Raw genomic sequence first — 20,753 nt, 5'->3', positions numbered from 1 at the left:
GCATCAACCGTCACCCGGACCCCAGGGCGGATTCCCGATGAATTTCTACAGCGTATGCGGCTTGGTTGTCGGCAGCGACATGGAGCTTGAGAACTTCACACCCTGCGGGGCGCCGGCAGGCTCGACGGACATCCAAATCCTGATTTCGGACTTTCCAACGGGGCAGGGGGAACGAGTCAGCGGTTACGCCTATCTCACCGACGATGGGGCATGCGTCCTGGAGGTGCCCCGGGTGGCCGCCTACCGGATGGCGGACGGCAGTTCCATCCTGGTCCGGCCCGCGGCCGGCGCCACCCCCCTGGACCTGGAATATTTCCTCACCGCCTATGCCCTCAGCTTGTTGTTCCATCAGCGTGGATGGCTGCCGCTGCAGGCCAGCTGCCTGGACCTGGGGGATGGCGCCCTCGTGTTCGCGGGCGCGTCCGGGGCCGGCAAGTCCGTGACCCTCATGACGCTGGTGAAGGAGGGATACAAATTCCTGGCCGACGAACTGACGGTGATCGACCTCTCCGGGGCGGAACCCCGGGTCCTGCCTTTCGCACCTTATCAGCGCTTGTGGGAGGACGCCGCCGGCCTGCTCGACATCAAGGGCGGACGCCCCTTCCGGGGGCAATCGGACAGCAGGCGGTATGATTACCGCTTCAACGACCTGCACGCCCAGGAACCGAGGAGCGTCGCCGCGATCTTCCATCTGTTGCCTAAGACATCCGGCACCGGCCTCAACATCGCGCCGTTCCTCGGCAAGAAGTCGGTTCATGCCGTCCTGCGGTCAGTCAGTCGGGCGAACACGGCGTCCCGGCTGCTGGGCGAAGAGGTGCTGCTGGATCGGTGCATAAAGGCTGCAGCAGCGTCCGCGCAGTATGCGATACGCCACAACGGCGTCATGGCCGACCTAGTCAACGAGATGCGGTATTTCCCCGCCCGCCTGGAGTTCCGATAAATGAAGCGGAATGTGTGGATCGCTTCCTACCCCAAATCGGGGAACACGTGGATGCGCATGGCGCTCGCCAGCCTTTTCTCGGGTGGCGAAGCCATCGACATCAACGGCAAGGAAACCAGCTTCGGCCGCATCGTTTCGGACCGCTATGCCTTCGACAAGTCGCTGGACATCGATTCCGCCGGCTTGACGGAGGATGAGGTGGCCGAGCTTCAGCCCCTAGTCTACAAGAAGTTCTCCAACCTTTTCGGGCGGACCTACTGGAAGGTCCACGACGCCTGGGGAGCTCTGCCAAGCGGGGAAATCCTGTTCCCCCAGGATATAACCGAACTGACGATCTACATCATCCGAGACCCGCGGGACGTCGTCCTGTCCTACGCCAACTACTTTTCCTGCGATGTGGACGAGGCCATCCGCCACATGGCCAACCCCGGGCATGTGTTGGCCCGGCGGTCCGCCAAGCTTGCCCGCCAAATCCCACAGAGACTGTCGTCATGGAGCGGGCATGTAGCCAGTTGGACCGAAACGTCGGACCTACCGACCCTGGTGGTACGTTATGAGGACATGTTCCACGGCCTCGGCGGAATCCTGAAGACGATCTGTCAGCGACTGGACCTTGATTACGACGACACGGCGATAGCCGGCGCCATAGAGCATTCCCGCTTCGAAGCCTTGAAAAGCCAGGAAATGGCCAATGGCTTCAAGGAGAAGATGTCCAAGTCGATTTCGTTCTTCAGCCAAGGGAAAACCGGCACCTGGCGGGAACGGCTGACGCCGGAACAGGTCCTCCGGATCGAACGGGACCACGGCGCGATGATGGCCAAATTCGGTTACGCCGGTACGTAGGCCGCCGCCGGACCGGATGGCAGCGGATGACATAGAAGACGGGGGCGATCCCGCCGCCAGGGCGCGTTTGGCGACGCATACGTCGAATCGGAGGTGCTATCGGCTTTGCTCCGCTGCGCCTCCCCGCGACGGTGCGGAGGTGAAAAACAGATGTTTTCCGTTAACCCGAATTTGGCGCGATACCATGGAGGCATCCTGGGACGGGTTGGGAGATATAATCGCATAAGTAGTATTAAAACGCCCGTTTATCTCCGGCGATTTTTCTCAGTTACGGGGGGGAGAGCGATTCAAAGGCGGGAAAATCCAAGGCTGATTGTGCTGCGGGCCCTAAAGTGGCTTACAACCAGAATGGTGTATGTAAATCGGCGCCCTCCAGTGACCCCATCGACTTCAATAGAATCAAATGGATACCGTGCGATCGGCGTCCAAACTGCGCGCCGATTAACACTCGGCGACCACCTGGCCGCTCCCTTCCTCGAACGTGGGGAACGACCTGAGGGCGGCGATGGCGGCGGTGGAGAGCGGCACTCGCCGGACCTCGCCGTTCTTGGAGCCGTCGCCGGAGAGGCCGCGCACCGTCATGACCCGTTTCTTCAGGTCGATGTCCTCCCAGGTGAGGGCGCAGATTTCGCCTTGGCGTGCCGCCGTCTCCAGGGCGACCTGGGCCATGGGGACCAGCCAGCGGCCATGCTTGTTCGCCGCCAGGCCGGCCATCAGCCGCTCTTCTTCGCTGGGCACGCGGACATGTACTTCGATCTCGATCTGTTGGTCGGGGTCGAATGCGGGGACGATCTCGATCCGCTCAGGGAGAAGGCGGCGTTCGCGCTTGCGGTCCGCCCCCTTGGGGCGGGCGGTCAACTTGGCCTCAGCGGGATTGGACGGCAGATGGATGCTCCACTCCCGACGCCCGTGCGCGATGGCGGTGGCGATGAGGTTCATGCGGCGCACGATCGTGGCGGGGGCGTAGTCGGCGGCCAGCATCCGGTCGCGGCAGCTCGCGATGTCCTGCGGGGTGAGGCCGCTGAGGCGGCGCAGGCAGATCTCGTCGTCCTCGATCACCTGGAAGTGACCGGCTTCCTGCTCGGCGCCCCGCTTCTTCGGGGTGATGGTCTCGCGGTAGCGGCGGAGGAGGGCACCCAGGGTGGTCTCGTCGGCCTGGCTGTAATCCTGGAACACCCGTCGGTCCATGTCGGTCTCGACCGACTTGGCCCAGCGTTCGGCGTCCCGGCGCTTCTCGAAGGTCTTGGAGACGGGCTTGTGGCCGAGACGGCGGACCTTGGCCTGGTAGCCGATGACCTGGCCTTCGCGATTCTGCCGGGGTGTGATGGTGGCCATGGGATGCAGGTCCTCGCGATGGTCGCTGAGGAAAAACTGTCCCGCAATTGTCCCGCAAAATCCAGCTAGAGTGCTGGAAGTGTGGCGTCCCCTAGGGGAGGTTTCGCCGGTTTGGCCACAAGATGTTGAGGTTGCTTGCGCAATGGACGCTGGATTTAGCCAGGGCGGCGTGTGCCACCTAAAGGTGCCACATCGACAGTCGGAGGTAAATCACCTCAATCTGATCAGCGCTGAAGTCTCGCGCAGGGGGCATTGCGGCGTCCGTTCACATGGAGTTGGGGGCGCTGGCGCTGAACTGCGGGTTCAACACGTTCCCGGCTGTGACGGAGCGCTCACCCGTATTATTGAGGAGGCTCCGGCGGCGTGGCCGGCACACAGTCCGCACTCACGCAACAATCGTTTCACCCGAGCAGGCCCCTGCTTGTCGGTAGAAGCTCCGGGGCACTCCTCCCAAAGCTCGGGTTGCTCCACCAATCGGCTGGTTTTGCGCGCGCAATATGGGGTAGAGTGACAACTCTTTAGGTGACGCCGCCTCACCACTCGACATATTCCATGACATACCTTCATCGTGCCCCCCGTATCTCCTGGCCTTTAACGTCACCGTTGGAAAACGGTCTGGACGATATCCTGTCCGCGCTGGCGGCGCAGGGCCAGTTGGCCAATGGCGCCGTGGCGCGCGCGCAGGCGGCCGGTGGCCGGGTGGATCGTCGGCTGGTGGATCTGGGTCTGGTGTCGGAAGAGCATATGGCGGGGGCGTACGCCCAGGCCCTGGGCCTGGTGCTGTGGCCGGCCGACCATTTGCCCGAGGCGCCGGTGATGATGGAAACGGCCAACCTGTCCTTCCTGAAGACCAAGCTGATGCTGCCCCTGACCGCGGGTGGCACCCCCGGCGACGGCACCCCCGGCGACGGCACCCAGGCCGTGTTCGCCGTGGCGGACCCGCTGGATACCCAGGCGCTGACGGCCGCCGCCTTCCTGGCCGGCCGCCCGGTGCGCCCCGTGGTCATGACTGGAACCGCCATTGCCGCGGCGCTGGACCGGCTGTATGAGGCGGCCCCCGCCGCCGCCAACCAGGATGAGATGCCCGACCTGCTGGAGGGCGATGCCGAGCGCCTGCGGGACCTGGCCAGCGAAGGGCCGGTGGTGCGTCTGGTGGGCAACGCCATCCAGGCGGCCTTGGCCGCCGGCGCCACCGACATCCATGTCGAGCCCATGGCCGATCGCCTGGTCGTCCGCCACCGCGTCGATGGCATCCTGCGCGAGGCCGAGGTGCTGCCCCGCCGGGTGGCTGCCGGCTTTATCACCCGCGTCAAGGTCATGGCCGGCCTGGACATCGGCGAGCGCCGCCTGCCCCAGGACGGGCGCATCCGCCAGACCCTGCAGGGCCGCGAGATCGACTTCCGCGTCTCCACCACCCCGACCGTGCATGGTGAGGACGTGGTGATGCGCATCCTGGACCAGCAGACGGCGGGCGGGACGCTGGACAGCCTGGGCCTGCCGGCCTGGGTGGCGGACCCGCTGGCGGCCGAGCTGGAGCGCCCCCACGGCATCGTGCTGGTGACCGGGCCCACCGGCAGCGGCAAGACCACCACCCTCTACGCCGGCCTGCGCGGCATGGATGCCGCCCGGCGCAAGATCCTGACGGTCGAGGACCCGGTGGAATACCTGCTGGACGGGGTGAACCAGACACAGGTGAAGCCCGGCATCGGCCTGACCTTCGCCCATGCCCTGCGCAGCTTCCTGCGCCAGGACCCAGACGTCATCCTGGTGGGCGAGATGCGCGATGGCGAGACGACCAAGGTGGCGGTGCAGGCGGCCCTGACCGGCCACTTGGTGCTGTCGACCCTGCACACCAACGATGCCGCCGGGGCCGTGCCGCGGCTGGTAGACATGGGCGTGGACCCCTACCTGCTGGCCTCCACCCTGAATGGCGTGCTGGCGCAGCGCCTGGTGCGCACGCTGTGCCCGGCCTGCCGCCAACCCTACGCCCTGTCGGCGGATGCGGCGGCGGCGCTGGGCCTGCCGGCCCGGCAGGTCACCGTGTACCGGGCGGTGGGCTGCCCGGCCTGCAACGGCACCGGCTATCGCGGCCGCCAAGCCATCGCCGAATGGCTGCCGGTCAACGACCCCGTGCGGGCGCTGGTCCGCCGGGGGGCGTCGTCGGCGGAGATCGAGGCGGCGGCGGTGGCCACCGGCGGCATGGCGCCCCTGTACCAGGACGGCCTGCAGCGGGTGTTGGACGGTGTGACCACGCCGGAGGAAATCCTGCGCGTGACCAAGGCGGATTAAAGCTGGAGCTTCGGGGGCTTAATATGATTAGAAAGTAATTGCTGCGACTTTCCTTTTGTCTTTGGCGTTTTCCGGAACTGCATCCGCATCGATTCAATTCACGCCATGGATGAAGCTAAAAAGCATTGGGGCGGGCTGGTATAGCGCGGAATTTGGTGGCACTCCCATGGGGCAGATTGTATATAATCCTGATTCGTATGCAATTACCGATGGATATGTCATAGATCCTTTGTTTTAATGATCGCCCGAGCGCTACTGGTGTTACTGTGAGATAGCCTGGTTCTAGCTAAAATAATATTTATGAATCTTCAATCATATTTGAGATGAGTGTGGGGGTAAGATGCGAGCCATAGCATTTGCTTTCTGTTTTATTGTCTTGGCGCTGCGACCTGATGCCGCTAGGGCTGACTGGTCTGGCTTTACCAAGATTGTGGATAATTATTTTGAGGGGCAGTCTGGGCATCCAATAATAACTCTTGATTTGAAGGACCCCGTCCATTCATGCGGCACAAATAGTCGAATAGATATTTTGTTGGATAACGTGTCTTCAGAAAATTTTCAGATGATTGCTGCTGTTGTCACAACGGCAATCGCTACTGGTCGTTCAATAGCTGTTAATGTTTCGGGTTGTTTTGGCGACAGGGCGAATGTAATAGCGGTCAAGCTTGGCCCCTAATCTGGAATTCATGCGCCGCCTCGTTTAGTTGGTGAAGTTCGGTGATTTATGATACGCGGTTATGTATGAACGGATGGCTTGATCCTCGTGCCTCGATACATGTTCACGGCTGTTTCCATAGAGGGGCGCCGCAGCCGCGGTGGTCTGGACGCTGACAGTGAGGCGGCGGCCATCGATCAACTGCTGCAACGTGGCCTTCGGCCCATTTCCGTTCATACGGAGGCGGGCCACCGCCGTTGGCGCCGGGCGCTGGGGCTGACGCGGGCGGAGCGTCTGTCTTTCGTCCGCGACCTGGCCAACCTGGTTTCCGCTGGCATTGCGCTGGAGCCGGCGCTGGGACTTGTCGCTGACCAGATGGAACGGCCGACTGCCAGCAGCCTCGTGGCGGAGGTGCGGCAGCGGGTACGGTCTGGTGAAAGCCTGGCGCATGCCTTGGAGAACTATCCCAAGGTGTTTCCCCCGGAGTTCGTCGGCCTGGTGGGGGCGGGGGAGCAAAGCGGTTCCTTGCCGGCGGGGCTGGAGCATCTGGCGGTCCTGGAGGCTGATCGAGCCCAATTCCGCCAGCGCTTGACCAGTGCCCTGATTTATCCCGCCTTGATCGCCCTTCTAACGCTGGGTGCCCTGGCCTTGATGACCGGCTATGTTCTGCCGCAATTCCAGGACCTGTTCGCCGGCAGCAAAGCCAAGCTACCCCCCGTAACCATGGCCGTGCTGGGCATCGGCGATTTCATGGGACACTTTGGGCCCGGACTGCTCGCGCTTATGGCCATCGCCCTTTTGGCGGTGATGCAACTCTACCGCCGGCCGGCTGCGCGATTGCGTATCGACGGGTTGCTGCTGGTCGCGACCGGTCCGTTCGGCCGGCTACTGCGGGATGCTCAACTGACGCTTTACACCCGGACACTCGCTAGCTTGCTGGCGGGCGGTGTGCCCCTTGCGTCGGCGTTGGCCACGGCGGGCGGATGCATGGTCAACCGGGCCTTGGCCGAAGCGGCCGACCGGGTGCGCGTGGCGGTGCGCGGGGGACAGGGTCTCAGCCGGGCGTTCGCGGGAGAGCCGGTGTTTCCGGCGCGTTTGATTCGCCTCATAGCCCTGGCGGAACAGACGGCCAGCTTGCCGCAGGCCCTGCTGGACCTTTCCAAAGCGATGGAACGGGAAAGGACGACGGCCCTGGATCGGGCGCTGTCCCTGCTGACCCCAGCGTTAACCCTTATTCTCGGCGGTCTGGTCGGTATGATCTTCGCCGCTCTCATATCGGGAATCATGAGCCTCAATGACATCGCTATCTGAAAAAGACAGGGCACGTCGGTCGGATCGTAGGCAACGGGGCTTCACCTTGGTGGAAGTTCTGGTGGTGTTGGTCATCATTGGCCTGCTGGGTCTGTTGGTCGCCCCAAACCTGGTGGCCCGTTTGGGTAGGGCCAAAGGGGAAGCGGCGCAGGCCCAGATCAACACGCTGGTGTCCGCCGTCGATCTCTTCTACGTCGATATGGGGCGCTATCCCACCAGCGACGAGGGGCTGGAGGCGCTGATGACAGCCCCCGGCGGCGACGCGAATTGGCGTGGGCCTTATCTGCGAAAGCGCCAAGCCCTAGTCGATCCTTGGGGGAACCCGTATCGCTACAAGGTGCCGGGGCAACACGGTGCCTATGATCTGTATTCCTGGGGCAGTGATAATAAGGAGGGCGGCGAGGGGGATGCCCACGACGTCACGAACTGGTAAGCATGCGCAACGCCGGCTTCACCTTGGTTGAACTGCTGGTGGTCCTTGCCATCATGGGCTTGGCCGGGAGCGTGCTCTCCCTTGGCCTGCAACAGCGGCTGCCCGGTTTGCGCCTGGACGCCGCGGTGTCCGCCATCGAGGAAGAATTGCGCAGCCGGCAGTCCAACGCGTTGGTTTCGCGTCGGGATGTGACCTTTTCCCTCAAGGATCTGGAGGGCAATACGGCCGCTGTCCGGGCCGCCCGCTTGCGCCGCATCGCCGCAGTGGAGGTGCGCATCGCCGGAGCCGACCCGGGCTTTCCAGACGCAATACGCTTTCTGGCGGGCGGCTGGTCCAAGGGGGGGAGGCTCACGCTACGAGATGGTGGGCGGGAGAAAGTTGTTTTGGTTGATTGGCCGTTGGGGTCAGTACACGTTGAACTTCACGATACTAAGTAAAACTCTTCATCAAAAAGGAGGAATGTGATGTCCTATATCAGAAATGCAAAAATGAAGATTTCTTCCGTCGTTGGGCTTCTGTTTTTCTGGACAATCCCAGCGATGGCAAGTAATTCGACTGCTGGGGCGATAGTCCAGGTTGTTGCATCGACTACGTCGAATGGTCCAAACGCTGGCGGTGTAATCATCTTTTCCCAGCAGGGCACACGCTCCACACGCCCGGCATGCGCCACCATGGATCGGTGGGTGATTGGAGCCAATACACCCGGTGGTCAAGCAATCGCATCCACGCTTCTGACAGCATATATTTCGGGCAAGAAAATTATAGTCCAGGGTACGGGAAGCTCTGCTGATTGGTCTGACACGGAGTCGGTAAACTATTTTCTGATAGTAGATTAATCGGCGATAAAGTTATGTATGATTTCCATGTATCTGAGAAGGCTCAGCAATTCGTGGAGGCATCTGCATATATTTCACTTGTGCCTTTTTTGCCCTTGTATCGGTCGGTGCGATGCTAAAAGGCGAACCGCCAGCGTGGCGCCAGCATAAACAAAGGGGCTTCACTTTGCTGGAAATGCTGGTGGCGCTTACCATCTTCGGCTTGGTCACCGCCATGCTGGCCCAGAACGCCTGGTCCGGCGTCTGGGCCGCGCGCCAAGCCTGGGATGAAGCATCAGCCTTACGGTTGGCACAGTCGCTGGCTGCGGCGGGCGGGGCCCTACCGGTTGCGGAAACCGGTGGTTTGGCCAAGCCAGACCAGGCCACCAGCAGCTTACCTTTCCACCTGAAGAGTAACCGTCTCGTTGGTCAGACCGGCGTGACCTATCGCGTGGAGGTGTTAACGCCAACCGGTCAGCGGCTAGCGGTATCGACGATGCGGGCTTCCGCCGAAGGACAGCCATGACGGGCACCTTTCCCGGCGGTTTGGGCCAACGTGGCATGACGTTGGTGGAGGCGCTGGTGGTCCTGGCGCTGCTGGGGCTTCTTGCGCTCGCGGGGGTCGAACTGCTGCCGCTGATGAATCGCATGTCGGATCGCAGCGGAACGTTTCAAAGAGAGGCGGCCGCCATGGGGCGGGTGCACGATTTTGTGCGCGCGGCTGTGCAGAATGCGTTGCCCGTTGCCGACCTCGGCAATGCCGCGCGCGAGTTGACGCCGTTGGCGGCCGACGCCACTCATTTGGAGTTGCTGACGACATTGCCCCCGGGGCTGGGCAGTGGGGGATTGTACCGGGTCACCATGACGTCTGAGGGGGGCGCCGACCATCTAACCCTGAGGTTGCGGGTGAAAGGGCTGCGCCCCGATGTGCCCAAATCGGTGGAAGGGGCGTTGGTGGAAGATGCGGCCCGGATCTCCTGGTCCTATTTTGACCGACAGCGCGACAGCTGGTCAGACCATTGGTCTTCCCGAGAGACATTGCCGGATCTCGTGCGCTTGGATGTGCAAATGCCAGATGGGAGGTGGTGGCCCCCCATGATCGCGGCCCCCATGCTGGGTGGCGGTATCTTTTGCGAATTCGACACCATCGCGAATCTCTGCCGGCGGGGTGGAACATGAAACACCGACGTCTCCTGGCGTTGACCGCCAATGTCATGGACGGTCTAGTCGATAGCCTCGTCTTGGCGCTACCGTCGCGGTTGGCACGATATCTTGGGTTATTGCCCAATCCCGTGCAGTTGTTGCCGGGCGCAGTGGGCGCTGTGGCTCCTTTCGGGATGGGGCCTGTGGCGCTGATCCTGGACAGTCAGGATGTTTATACCGTTGATTTGCCGCTGCCTCGCGGGGTTGGCGTCGATCCTTGGCGTCAAGCCGCGATGCTGGCGCACCGCTACATGCCATTGAAGCCTGAACTGCTGGCCTGGGATGTAGTGACCGTCCGCGAGGGGAAGGACGTGGTCGCCCAGGTGTCCATGGTCCGGCGTAGCGTGTTGGCGGCGGCCCGGGAACTCGCCGGCCGGAAGGCTGTGGCGGTGACGACGGCCGGCCTCTCCCCGCAGCCTCAGTTTCTACGCCTTGACCCGGTGCGCTTGCGTCGGCGGGCTGGCCGCCTGCTGACGCTGCTGGCGGTCGCGGTATTCATGTTGCCCGTCCCGCCCTTGTTGGTGGTGTGGACGCTCGATCAACAGACCGCGCATATGGAGCAGAAGCTCAAGATCCTGGCGGACGATGTGAAGACCGTGCGTGCGTTACGGAACCGATTGGAGCTGTTGGATAAGGTACTGGCCCGTAGCGGTGGCGCCTTGACCCAGCCATCGCGACGGGCACTGCTTGACGAGGTTGCCCGTGATCTGCCTGACGCCGCTTGGCTGCAGGATTTCACATTGCGCGCCGACGGCATGGTCCTGCAGGTGCAGGGTATGGAGCCGGAGGCGGTTCGGGCGCGGTTCCAGGAGGATCCGCTTTTCACTGACGTGCGCGTCGAGCCGCCGACGCAACCAAGCGCGCCCTTCAGCCTGACTTTCTCGGTCGCCCAAGGGAAACGGGCCGCGAACGACGATGGGAAGGGCAAGCAATGAAGCCACAGGTCCGATTGCGCCCGGGCTTTGTTCTTGCCCTGGTTCTAGGAATAAGTTGCGCCACCCTCTATGCACTGTCGCCGGCGCTGATTGAGCAAGTCACCGCGGCGATGGAAAGGCGCCAAGCCCGATCTGTTCAGTTGGCCGCGGCACGGGGCCTGGCCGCGCAGCGCCAGGAACTGAGCAACCGTGTCGATGCGCTGGGGCGAGTGGTGGACGAGGGGGGGCTTTTTCACAAAGGGCTGAATGTCGGGGCGGCGCAGGCGCTTATCCAATCGGCCATCCAATCGGGTGGTGCTGTGATCCGTGGCGTTGGAATGACGATGGAGGCGGTCGGGGAGGGAAGGCAGCGGCTGACCGGCCATGTCGCCCTTGAGGGTTCAGCCGAAGCCATCCAAGGCGCGCTGACCCAGCTCGAAGCTGTCCGTCCCCGCTTGCTGTTGCAGGAGATGCATATCCACCCGGCTGCGCCTGGTGCCACCGATGGCGCGTCCGTCATGACCATGGATCTGGAAGTTGACGCTTATGCCGACCTTACCCCTTGACCGCGCCGCTGTGACGCTGGCAGGGCTCGGTGTGATAGCCGGGGTGGCGATGGCCTTGGTCGGCATTTTCGCGGTTCCCAATCCAGCAGCTGTCACCGTGCCGGCGCTGCCGCGGGCCCTTTTACCGCCTCTCCCGCCGACCGCGGTGCCCGCCGCGGAAGTCGGAGAGGCTGTCCGCCGCCCGCTTTTCTCCGAAAGCCGCCGTCCGCCACCGCCAAAACCGATCGCCCCCCCTCCGCCCGTCCTTGTTCCTGCGCCCGAGTTGCAGGTCACCGGCATCATCGCCGGTGTTGGTGGCGGTGTGGTGCTGGGGACCGACAAACACACCCAGAAGCCCTTTCGTCTCAAGACGGGGGAAATGCTGGGCGACTGGCGGGTCGACGGCATCACAAGAACGAGCCTGCGTTTGCGCCATGCCGACCAGGTGCAGGACTATCCTCTCGCAACACCGCCGACCATCACCCCGGCACCGCGCCCTAGGTAACGCACCAATATGATCCGCTCTTCTCTCATTGTTCCCCTCGTCGCCAGCGTGGCGCTCGTTGGCTGTTCCAACATGCCTGAAAAGGCGGGAACCGGGGTGCCCTTGCCGTCGGCACCGGCCGTGAAGGCCGTCACGGACACGGCATTGTTCGCGACACCGAACACGGTGCCGGTGCGCCAACCCCCGGTGACCATCGCAGGCACCGGCGAATTCGTTCGCCCGGGTGGTGCGATGCGTGGCCTGGGCGGGGGGGAAGGGGAGCCCATCGACGTCAACTTCGTCAACGCCGATGTGCGAGGGGTCTTGGATGCCATCCTGGGCGGCATGCTGAACCTGAATTATACCATCGATCCGAAAGTGCAAGGCCAGGTGACCATTCGCACTGCGCGCCCGCTGCCTCGGGCCCAGGCGCTGGCCGTGATCGATACCGTGCTGCGGGCCCAAGGGTTCGCCATCATCGCCGGTGATGGCTTCTATCAGGTTGTCCCGGTTTCCGACGCCGCATCCCAGGCCCCCTTCCAGCGGCTGTCGGCCGCGGAACAGGCGGCCGGCTTCAGCACGGCCATCGTTCCCGTGCGCTTCATCTCCACGGCGGACATCGACAAGATCGTGCGCCCCTTGACCCGGCCCGGCCTGATCCAGTTGGTGGACCCCAACCGCAACATCTTCATTGTCAGCGGCACGGCGCGGGAGATCGAGTCCTTCACCCAGTTGGTCGGCAGTTTTGACGTGGATTGGCTGGCGGGCCTCTCATTTTCGCTGTTCACGCTGCAGTCGGTGGAACCGGCCAAGCTTGAGGAAGAACTGCGCAAGGTCCTGCAGTTGGACGCCGGCCCCCTGCAAGGCATGGTGGAATTCGTGCCGCTGCCGCGCTTGAATGCCCTGCTGGTCGCCGCGAAGCGGCAGGAGTTCCTGGCGACGATCGGCACCTGGATTGAGCGGCTGGACCATACGACCACGGAAGGCGGTCGCATGATGCATTATTATGAGGTGCAGAACGGCTCGGCGTCGGAACTGGCCGGTTCCTTGAATCGTCTCATGGGCCGCGGCGGCGGCGCGTCGAGCGGTGACCGGGGAGGGGAGGGCGGCCGCTCCGCAGCCCGGAACGGCACGACACCATTGACGTCGACGACATCCACGTCGACATCCGGCTTGGGTGGCACCGCTTTGGGAGGCTCGACGTTGGGAAGCGGTGGCGGCTTCGGCGCCAATGGGGGATTGAGCACGAGCCCCGCGAGCCCGCTGGCGACGTCCTCGTCCAGCCGTTCAAGCGGCGACACCGATGCGGGCGGCGATGGGGAAGGCATCCCGGAGTTGAAGGGCGCCAAGGTGGTGGCGGATGAGCGGCGCAACGCCCTGCTGATCTATGCCACCGCCAGCCAGTACACCATGCTGGAACAGGCGCTGACCCGCCTGGACGCGCCGCGTGAACAGGTGCTGATCGAGGCGACAATCGCCGAGGTCACGCTCAATAACGACCTTAGTTTCGGGGTGCAATGGTTCCTGGACCGGGGCAGCAGCACCGCTGGCTACGGCACCGCCGCCACCATTGGCGCCAGCTATCCCAACTTCAACTACACCTTCCTGACGCCGAACACCCGTGTCGTGCTGAACGCGCTGTCCAGTGTCACCGACGTGCAGATTTTGTCGGCGCCCCGGTTGATGGTGCTGAACAATGAGACGGCGCGGTTGCAGGTGGGTGACGAGGTTCCGGTGGTGGTGCAGCAGGCCACCAGCACGCTGACCAGCGACAGCGCCGTGGTGAACTCCATCCAATACCAGAATACCGGTGTGATCCTGGAGGTGACGCCCCGCATCAACCACAGCGGCGCCGTGGTGCTGGACGTGAACCAGGAGGTCAGCAGCGTGGCGACTACCACCACCTCCGGCATCGACAGTCCCACCATCCAGCAGCGCAAGATCAGCAGCATCGTCAACATCCAGGACGGCGAGACGGTGGCGCTGGGTGGTTTGATCAGCGATACCTCCAGCAAATCGGGCAGCGGCATCCCCTATCTCAGCGACATCCCGGTGGTGGGCAAGCTGTTCGGCAGTGACAAGAACAGCCATGGCAGGACTGAACTCCTGGTCTTCCTGCGGCCGGTGATCGTGCGTACCGTGGTGCAAGCGCGCGAGGTGACCGATGCCCTGAAGGCCCGCATGAACCAGTTGGAGGCTTTGGCGGGGGCGAATGCGCCGCCGCGCTGATCCCGTGCCGGGTCGCAGCGAGGCGGACCGCTGGGCGGGGCAGCGCGGCTATGCCCTGCTGCTGACGCTGTTCCTGCTTGCCATCGGCACGGCGGTGGGCGTGACGGTGGTCGGCAACGGGCTGGCCGCCCGCAAGCTGGCGCGATCCACGTCGGTCGCGTTGGGGGCTGAGGAGCGGGCGGCGCTGGCCACATGGCAGGTGCTGGACGGGATCGCCTTGTCGGGCCGTGCGCCAGTGTCGGGGCAGGCCGGGCAGATTGCCGTTGACGGCGGCACGGTCGGAATCAGGGTCATGTCGGAAGCGGGACGCATTGACCTGAATGGTCTTTCCCGGCAGGCCCTGGCTGAGGCGATAAAGGCCCTGGGATTCCCGGAGCGCCAGGCGGTTGAATCGGCTGGCGTCATAGCGGCCTGGCGGGGCATGGACCCGCCGGGCGCCGACGGCAAGGACTTGCGCATGAATGGCCGTACGGCGCTCTGGTCGCTTGAAGACCTGGACGCCATCGCAGGCCTGGATGAGGGGGTCAAGGCCTGTCTGCGGACCTGGGGGACCGTTCATGCCCGGGGACCGTTCCTGGGCCGGCAAAGCTTGGAGCAGCAAGGGTTCGCCAACACTGGTTTTGGCGGTGGAGGTGGGCTGATCGTGGGATCCATGCTCCGGGTCATCGCCGTGGACCCCGCAACAGGTGGCCAGTTCCGAACAGTAGCCCTATTCCGCGGCAATGCTAGGCCGTCATTGAAACAAGGCGTTGCCTCTCCCTGGCTGGTTCTGGAATGGATGCGGCCCGTATCCGGCGGGAGCGATTGCCATTTATAATATTTTGCCAGAGAATGATTTGTTCTGGCTATATCTCTGGCCAATTGATCTACTGGACGTTTTATTAGAGAGGCCCGTAACGGCCTCAATTGCCGAAGGGTGAGGTGGATATTGGAAGCACAAGGCCGCCCAACAGAGGCAACACTATAATACGACTTCCGTATGATCCACCGGTGGTTTGGCTGGCTGTCCGATTCCCGGCGGCGTCATAAGTATAAGTGGTGACGGCGCCACCCGGTGCGGTGACTTTTATTAAGCGACCAAGAGAATCATAATCATACGTGGTGTTCCCCGCCCATGCCGGCGTGGTGATCGAACCCGCAACGATAAAGGCCAGTAGAACCTTGATGGCTGAACGCGGACGGCACACGGGTGAGGGGGGCATCATGGCGATTCGACCTCGGACGGATGAAAGGTTCGTTACTTGATAGCAGATTAGTTCGCGCTGCGGAGGGGCTTGCGTAAACTTTTTCCCCGGAAAGTTCTTGGATTTCATGCTTGCGCTACGATAACTTGCCAACAGGATTATCTCCTAAGTGCCATAGATGGGGGGATGTCGCAACGGCGCAATCAGTTGACCGATCACGACGGGGCCATGGCCGGTAAGGCCGCGCTCACCTTGTCAAATTGGCCTTGAACGCGCCCGCGCCTCAGAACCTTTCCCCGCCATATATTCTTCCGCCCTGACGAGGAAGCATGACTTTCGCCCGCCGCCGCGCCGTTGCCAGCCTCAGCGCCTTCGCCGTCCTGGCCCTCGGGGGGCTGTTTTCCCATAAGGCAGCAGCGCAAGACGTCTTGGCCAGCGCCCCGCCGCTTTATTCGGACGTGGACCCGCAATACGTGGACTTGGGCAGCGGCGCGCTCACCCTGACGATGCCGGGATTGGCCGTCGGTCAGCCGGGTGCCGGGGGCATGAGCTACGGGCGCAACTGGATCGGCACGGGGTGGCGCGACACCCTGATGGGGAGCATCGACAGCAGCGGGAGCGTCTATACGGTCAGCATCGGCGGCTCTTCGGAATCGTTCAACGCCGCGAACGGCGTTTTCACCAATGCGGGCGGCGGCGCCTCGACCTTGACGGTGGATTCCAGCGGGCAGATTTTCACGTACACCCTGGCGGACGGCACCGTCGCCACTTTCGAGAAGTCGATGTGCTGCAATATCGGTTTGAAGACCTACACCAGCACCGCCAGCAACCTGGGCAACGCCAGCCAAGGCCGAATCACCTCCATGGTCCTGCCCTCGGGCGAGGTTCGGACCTGGAACTACATCTTCGTCAATTTTGGAAGCGACGCCCCGTCGGACGCGCGCAAGTATCGCATCGGCCGCCTGCAGTCGGTGACCAATAACTTCGGCTATCAGATCCGCTACCTGTACGCCAAGAACTTCGGCGCCTCCGACACGCCCTATTATCAGGATGAGAGCAAGTGGGCGGGCATCATCGGGGTTGTTGGCTTCAACATGGCGGATGAGACCTGCGACCCCTCGGCCCAGCAATGCGCCTCGGTTGAGAACAACGCCAAGTGGCCCAAGGTCACCTACTCGTCCAGCGGCACCTATTTCACCGTCACCGACAATGTCGGGCGCAGCACCCGCTACACCTATGGCTCCGGCCAGGTGGTGGCCATCCGGCGGCCGACCAGCGGCGACGCTGACAATCTTACCGTCGCTTATGACGGCTCCGGCCGCGTCAGCTCCGTGAACAACGGCGTCGGCACCTGGACGTATGGCTATTCCGACAGCGGCAACACCCGCACCACCACGGTGACGGACCCGCTGCAGCACCAGCGGGTTGTGACGTCGGACCTGATGACGGGCCTGATGCTTACCGACCGCGACGCCTTGGGCCATACCACCACCTACACCTATGACGGCAGCCATCGCCTGTGGCAGGTGACGGCGCCGGAGGGAGATTATGTCACCTTCGATCATGACGGCCGCGGCAACATCACCAAGAGAACCCGGTATGGCAAGCCCGGCAGCAATCTGCCCGGCAGCAATCTGGTGGTGTGGTCGGAGGCGACGTACGAGGAGGGTGGCTGCTCCAACCCCAAGACCTGCAACAAGCCGTCGAGCAGCCACGACGACAATGGCCATAACACCTACTACACCTATGACCCCAACCACGGTGGCGTGCTGACCGTCACCCGGGACGCGCCCAGCAGCGGGGCGGCACAGCCGCAGGTGCGCTACAGCTACGGCTCCTATCAGGCCCGTTACAAGGATGGTAACGGCAAATGGATCTCCGGCTCCGCCGTCTACCGGCCCACCGGCACATCGACCTGCGTCAGCGGCTCCTCCTGCGCGGGGACATCGCTGGAGGCCAAGACCGTCATTGAGTATGGCGACACCAGCCAGCCCAACAACCTGCTGCCGGTGTCGGTGACACAGTCGGCGGGCGACAACTCGGTGTCGGCCACCACCACCCTGACCTACGACACGGTGGGTAACCGGCTGACGGTGACGGGGCCGGCCAACACGGGCACCACCCGCTATCGCTACGACAACGCCCGCCAGGTGGTGGGGGTGACGGGGCCCTCGGCGGGCGCGTCGCGCCAGTACCGGGCGGTCAGCATCGACTTCAACGCCGATGGCCAGGTGACGGAGGCGCGTCAGGGTACGGTGTCTAGCCAGGCCGATGGGGATTGGTCCAACTTCATGGTGCTGCAAAAGCAGAAGACCAGCTACGACAGCCAGGGCCGCAAGACCCGCAGCGCGTTGACCGACGCCAGCGACAACGAGCTGATGGCGTCCACCTATGGCTACGACAATGCAAATCACCTGACCGCCGCCACCCGCCTCATGTACGGCGCCGGCGCCGATCGCAGCACCACCTACAGCTACGACGCGGCGGGGCGGGTGACGCAGGCGCTGGGCAACGGCCAGAGCATCGCGGCGGCCAGCTACACGGATGACGGCCTGCAGTCGTCGGTGATGGACGGCAACGGCAACATCACCAACTACAGCTACGACGGCTACAACCGGGTGAACAAGGTGACCTACCCGTCGGTGAACGGGGCGTCGTCCTATGAGACCTTCACCTACGACAACGCGTCCCAGGTTCAATCGCACCGGCTGCGGGATGGGCAGACGGTCAATTTCGGCATCGACGCGCTGGAGCGGGTGACCAGCCGGGACATGGGGGGCTACAGCTACAGTTATGACAATCTGGGTCGGGTGACGCAGGTGTCGGCCAGCGGTGACCCCACGGTTTCCATGACCTATGATGCCTTGGGGCGGGTGACCAGCCAGCAGACGGGCAACCGGACGGTGTCGGCGCAGTACGACGCGGCGGGACGTCTGATCCAACTGACCTGGCCAGACAATTTCTCCGTCACCTATGGCTACGACGCCACTGGGGCGATGACGACGGTGTCGGACAGCACGGGCACGCAGGTGGTGACGTATAGTTACGATGATCTGGGTCGGCGGGTGTCGCTGGAGCGGAACAACGGCATGACCACCAGTTATGGCTATGATAGCGCCTCGCGCTTGACCTCGCAGAATTGGACGGGCCGGGGCGCCAACCAGTCCCTGAGCTTCGGCTACAACGCGGCGGGCCAGATCACCAGCCGGAGCAATTCCGACCCCGCCTACGATCCACCCGCTCCGGAGAGCGGCACCACCAACTACGCCCTCAACGCCCTGAACCAGACGATGCAGGCGTCGGGCAACGTGCCGACACTGGACATTGGCTATGACGGGCGGGGCAATCTCTCCTCCTACGGCTCGACTACGCTGGGCTACAACGCCGACAACCAGCTGACCAGCATGTCGCCCGCCACCACCCTGGGCTACGACGCGCTGGGCCGGCTGGCGCAGGTGAGCCAATCGTCGACGACCAATTTCCTGTACTTCGGTGACCAGCTGCTGGCGGAATACGACGCGTCCGGCACCGTGCTGCGCCGGTATGTGCCCGGCGCGGCCACGGACGAGACGGTGGTGTGGTACGAGGGCGCGACGCTCGGGCTACGCCGCTACATCATTCCGGATGAGCGCGGCTCCACCATGGCGGTGGTTGACGAGTTTGGGACCAAGCTGGCCGCCAACACCTACGACGAATACGGTCGGCCGGGGCCCAACAACCTGGGCCGCTTCCAGTACACCGGCCAGATCTGGCTGTCGGAGATCGGCGCCTATCACTACAAGGCCCGCGTCTACATCCCCGGCCTGGGCCGGTTCGCCCAGGCCGACCCCAGCGGGTACAGCGCGGGGATGAACCTCTATGCCTATGCGGGTGGGGATCCGATCAACAATACGGATCCAACGGGGCTGCAATCATGTATGGAGGATGGTTCGTGTAAAACTGGTCGCGAGTTTGATCCGGACTCTGCTTTCCGCAACCCGACTATTTGGGGGCCAGCACCAGGCTGGACGAGCCTATCGGATTTCGGTAATTGGAGTGGAGGAAATGGTCCGTGGTCTGGCGTCCTTAGTGCGCCAGATCTAAATGGTGGTTTAGCCAGTGCTAAGCCACAAAGTCCGCAGCAGCCCAAGCAAACCGATAAGATACCGACGCAATGTATGTTGGACGATGGCACGATTGTGCCGTACCAAGATAATGGAGACGGTACTGGAACAATATCTGGTGTCGGAGAATCCGACGGGGACTCGGGTACCGGCGTTGCAGTTGGCCAATCCGTAACCGAGACAGCGATGCCTACTGCGGGTAAAGCCGGGGGGATCGCTGGAGGTGGTATTAGTGGGCCAGTAACCTCTCCTGCATCTATCACTTTGCGTGGGATGACTGGTAACGCGCGGTTTAGGCCGCTGGGCGCTATTACTGGAACTACGAGCATCGGTGGTTCTATTGGAAGAGCATTGCCCTTCCTGGGGACAGCACTTTCGGCTCTAAGTTTCTTCGGTACGCTGAATGCGATACAGCACGCACCTACTTGCCGGCCGATTGCGTAAGAGGATTTTTTGTAATGGCCAATGTGGAAAGTAAAGATTTGGAAGGTATTGTTCTAAAGATTGCTGCTCGTCGGCAGCCAATTGAAGGATCAACACGCCTTTATCATGATCTCCGTATATCGGGGGATGATGCATTCGAACTCATTGATAAGATTGGGAAGGATTTTGGAACAAAATTTGAGGGATTCAAATGGGATACATACTTCCCAAATGAGTCGGAGGCCCTATTTTCCCACATATTGAGAATATTCGGCGGCGGTAAGAAATTTAGGCCTCTAACCTTTGATCATCTGCTGAATGTCGTCCGAACCGGTTACTGGTTTGAGCCGCCGGCTTAAAAAATGGCAGCGGCTGAATAGCCATTCACGAATTAGCCATGCTCGGCATCTAAAGAGAAATCCCCCCGTTAAATCAACGCCCTAACCGGTCATCGTTGAAACTTCGTGCATAGCTGATGCACAGGTGTAATCCGAATTCCTGTCATTTTTGACGCTGCGGAGCGGGGCGGCGGCCCATTTAGCGGCCCTGATGGCGTTTAGCGCCTGCCCCCGCCGACTGCGGCCGTTGCCGCGCATGTGCTGATTATCCGATCAATATCAGCCGCTTAGCCTGAATGCTGAGCCTGTCGGCCGCCGCTAAATCCACACCGATCCACACCAGTCCACACCGATCCACAGCAAACTCCACACCACCGATGCGGAATCCCTGTTTTAGAACAGCAGCTTACCTTAGCGGCTGAGCTTGCTCGCCGCTCTTGGCGCAACCGCCATCCCGATCCATCCGCAGAACCAGGTTCCGCCCTCAGCCGCCGGCCTTGGCCGCCGCTATGAGGCGTTGGCCCACCGGCGCGCCTGGTGCTGGAGAACGAGCCCCTGGAGGACGTTCTTGACCGTGGCGAGTTCCTCGGGCGTGAACTCGTCGAGCGCTTGTATATAGCGCGACAATCTGTGTGAGAGGCTGGCGACAATCAGGATGAGAAGGGATGGTCGCGGCGTTGGAGGATTGCTCTATTTGTTTGTCGCTGGC

Annotated in this window: 17 protein-coding genes; 16 read left to right on the top strand and 1 reads right to left on the bottom strand. The window is 62.7% G+C overall.

Features of this window, described 5'->3' with window-relative positions; all coding sequences use genetic code 11:
• Positions 1-37 precede the first annotated feature (37 nt).
• Entirely contained in the window at positions 38-940 is a 903-nt protein-coding gene (locus tag FBZ89_RS29540) for a phosphoenolpyruvate carboxykinase (ATP) (RefSeq protein ID WP_145754583.1), read from the top strand.
• On the top strand, positions 941-1,783 hold the full coding sequence (locus FBZ89_RS29535; protein WP_145754581.1) for a sulfotransferase domain-containing protein: 843 nt from the start codon (positions 941-943) through the stop codon (positions 1,781-1,783).
• 441 nt (positions 1,784-2,224) lie between these two features.
• Here the strand turns inward: FBZ89_RS29535 and FBZ89_RS29530 are convergent, their stop codons facing one another.
• Positions 2,225-3,118 (bottom strand): tyrosine-type recombinase/integrase, encoded by an 894-nt coding sequence (locus FBZ89_RS29530; protein WP_145754579.1) that lies wholly within the window; start codon positions 3,116-3,118, stop codon positions 2,225-2,227.
• A 603-nt stretch (positions 3,119-3,721) separates the two neighbouring features.
• Between FBZ89_RS29530 and FBZ89_RS29525 the strand changes: the two genes are divergently transcribed.
• The 14 genes from FBZ89_RS29525 to FBZ89_RS29455 all read left to right on the top strand — a co-directional run bounded on the left by FBZ89_RS29525 (position 3,722) and on the right by FBZ89_RS29455 (position 20,065).
• Positions 3,722-5,407 carry a GspE/PulE family protein gene (locus FBZ89_RS29525; RefSeq protein ID WP_186457652.1) on the top strand — a complete coding sequence of 562 codons (1,686 nt, stop codon included), beginning with the start codon at positions 3,722-3,724 and terminating at the stop codon, positions 5,405-5,407.
• Positions 5,408-5,747: 340 nt separating this feature from the next.
• Positions 5,748-6,083, top strand: a complete 336-nt coding sequence (locus FBZ89_RS29520) for a hypothetical protein (RefSeq protein ID WP_145754576.1) — start codon at positions 5,748-5,750, stop codon at positions 6,081-6,083.
• 87 nt (positions 6,084-6,170) lie between these two features.
• Positions 6,171-7,373 (top strand): type II secretion system F family protein, encoded by a 1,203-nt coding sequence (locus FBZ89_RS29515; RefSeq protein ID WP_246173025.1) that lies wholly within the window; start codon positions 6,171-6,173, stop codon positions 7,371-7,373.
• Positions 7,357-7,806 carry a type II secretion system major pseudopilin GspG gene (gene gspG, locus FBZ89_RS29510; RefSeq protein ID WP_145754573.1) on the top strand — a complete coding sequence of 150 codons (450 nt, stop codon included), beginning with the start codon at positions 7,357-7,359 and terminating at the stop codon, positions 7,804-7,806. Before FBZ89_RS29515 ends, gspG begins: the two co-directional genes overlap by 17 nt.
• A 2-nt stretch (positions 7,807-7,808) precedes the next feature.
• A complete protein-coding gene (locus tag FBZ89_RS29505; protein WP_145754572.1) occupies positions 7,809-8,243 on the top strand; it encodes a prepilin-type N-terminal cleavage/methylation domain-containing protein in 435 nt (144 codons plus the stop codon).
• A gap of 511 nt (positions 8,244-8,754) precedes the next feature.
• Positions 8,755-9,147, top strand: coding sequence for a type II secretion system protein (locus FBZ89_RS29500; protein WP_145754570.1), 393 nt, complete (start codon positions 8,755-8,757; stop codon positions 9,145-9,147).
• Complete coding sequence (locus FBZ89_RS29495; RefSeq protein ID WP_145754569.1) at positions 9,144-9,800, top strand: prepilin-type N-terminal cleavage/methylation domain-containing protein; 657 nt, start codon at positions 9,144-9,146, stop codon at positions 9,798-9,800. The genes FBZ89_RS29500 and FBZ89_RS29495 overlap by 4 nt, the downstream gene beginning before the upstream one ends.
• A 167-nt stretch (positions 9,801-9,967) precedes the next feature.
• Positions 9,968-10,759 carry a PilN domain-containing protein gene (locus FBZ89_RS29490; RefSeq protein WP_145754567.1) on the top strand — a complete coding sequence of 264 codons (792 nt, stop codon included), beginning with the start codon at positions 9,968-9,970 and terminating at the stop codon, positions 10,757-10,759.
• Positions 10,756-11,304, top strand: coding sequence for a GspMb/PilO family protein (locus FBZ89_RS29485; RefSeq protein WP_145754565.1), 549 nt, complete (start codon positions 10,756-10,758; stop codon positions 11,302-11,304). Before FBZ89_RS29490 ends, FBZ89_RS29485 begins: the two co-directional genes overlap by 4 nt.
• Positions 11,285-11,788, top strand: a complete 504-nt coding sequence (locus FBZ89_RS29480; protein ID WP_145754563.1) for a hypothetical protein — start codon at positions 11,285-11,287, stop codon at positions 11,786-11,788. The genes FBZ89_RS29485 and FBZ89_RS29480 overlap by 20 nt, the downstream gene beginning before the upstream one ends.
• 9 nt (positions 11,789-11,797) lie before the next feature.
• Positions 11,798-13,996, top strand: coding sequence for a type II secretion system secretin GspD (gene gspD / locus FBZ89_RS29475; protein WP_145754562.1), 2,199 nt, complete (start codon positions 11,798-11,800; stop codon positions 13,994-13,996).
• Complete coding sequence (locus FBZ89_RS29470) at positions 13,980-14,813, top strand: hypothetical protein (RefSeq protein WP_145754560.1); 834 nt, start codon at positions 13,980-13,982, stop codon at positions 14,811-14,813. The genes gspD and FBZ89_RS29470 overlap by 17 nt, the downstream gene beginning before the upstream one ends.
• A gap of 696 nt (positions 14,814-15,509) precedes the next feature.
• On the top strand, positions 15,510-19,727 hold the full coding sequence (locus tag FBZ89_RS29460) for an RHS repeat domain-containing protein (RefSeq protein WP_145754559.1): 4,218 nt from the start codon (positions 15,510-15,512) through the stop codon (positions 19,725-19,727).
• 14 nt (positions 19,728-19,741) lie between these two features.
• A complete protein-coding gene (locus FBZ89_RS29455; protein ID WP_145754557.1) occupies positions 19,742-20,065 on the top strand; it encodes a DUF1493 family protein in 324 nt (107 codons plus the stop codon).
• Positions 20,066-20,753: the final 688 nt, after the last annotated feature.

It is taken from the genome of Nitrospirillum amazonense (genome assembly GCF_007828045.1).
In the GTDB taxonomy this organism is placed as follows: Bacteria; Pseudomonadota; Alphaproteobacteria; order Azospirillales; family Azospirillaceae; genus Nitrospirillum; species Nitrospirillum amazonense_C.
The sequence above is the reverse complement of the archived record's forward strand: the minus strand, read 5'-3'. Positions and strand labels throughout refer to the sequence as shown.

Bases quoted from the DNA above. Each gene is read 5' to 3' on its own strand.
- FBZ89_RS29495 (WP_145754569.1), top strand. From the start codon at position 9,144: ATGACGGGCACCTTTCCCGGCGGTTTGGGCCAACGTGGCATGACGTTG.
- FBZ89_RS29480 (WP_145754563.1), top strand. From the start codon at position 11,285: ATGCCGACCTTACCCCTTGACCGCGCCGCTGTGACGCTGGCAGGGCTC.
- gspG (WP_145754573.1), top strand. From the start codon at position 7,357: ATGACATCGCTATCTGAAAAAGACAGGGCACGTCGGTCGGATCGTAGG.
- FBZ89_RS29470 (WP_145754560.1), top strand. From the start codon at position 13,980: ATGCGCCGCCGCGCTGATCCCGTGCCGGGTCGCAGCGAGGCGGACCGC.
- FBZ89_RS29460 (WP_145754559.1), top strand. From the start codon at position 15,510: ATGACTTTCGCCCGCCGCCGCGCCGTTGCCAGCCTCAGCGCCTTCGCC.
- FBZ89_RS29505 (WP_145754572.1), top strand. From the start codon at position 7,809: ATGCGCAACGCCGGCTTCACCTTGGTTGAACTGCTGGTGGTCCTTGCC.
- gspD (WP_145754562.1), top strand. From the start codon at position 11,798: ATGATCCGCTCTTCTCTCATTGTTCCCCTCGTCGCCAGCGTGGCGCTC.
- FBZ89_RS29520 (WP_145754576.1), top strand. From the start codon at position 5,748: ATGCGAGCCATAGCATTTGCTTTCTGTTTTATTGTCTTGGCGCTGCGA.
- FBZ89_RS29455 (WP_145754557.1), top strand. From the start codon at position 19,742: ATGGCCAATGTGGAAAGTAAAGATTTGGAAGGTATTGTTCTAAAGATT.
- FBZ89_RS29485 (WP_145754565.1), top strand. From the start codon at position 10,756: ATGAAGCCACAGGTCCGATTGCGCCCGGGCTTTGTTCTTGCCCTGGTT.
- FBZ89_RS29535 (WP_145754581.1), top strand. From the start codon at position 941: ATGAAGCGGAATGTGTGGATCGCTTCCTACCCCAAATCGGGGAACACG.
- FBZ89_RS29530 (WP_145754579.1), bottom strand. From the start codon at position 3,118: ATGGCCACCATCACACCCCGGCAGAATCGCGAAGGCCAGGTCATCGGC.
- FBZ89_RS29540 (WP_145754583.1), top strand. From the start codon at position 38: ATGAATTTCTACAGCGTATGCGGCTTGGTTGTCGGCAGCGACATGGAG.
- FBZ89_RS29500 (WP_145754570.1), top strand. From the start codon at position 8,755: ATGCTAAAAGGCGAACCGCCAGCGTGGCGCCAGCATAAACAAAGGGGC.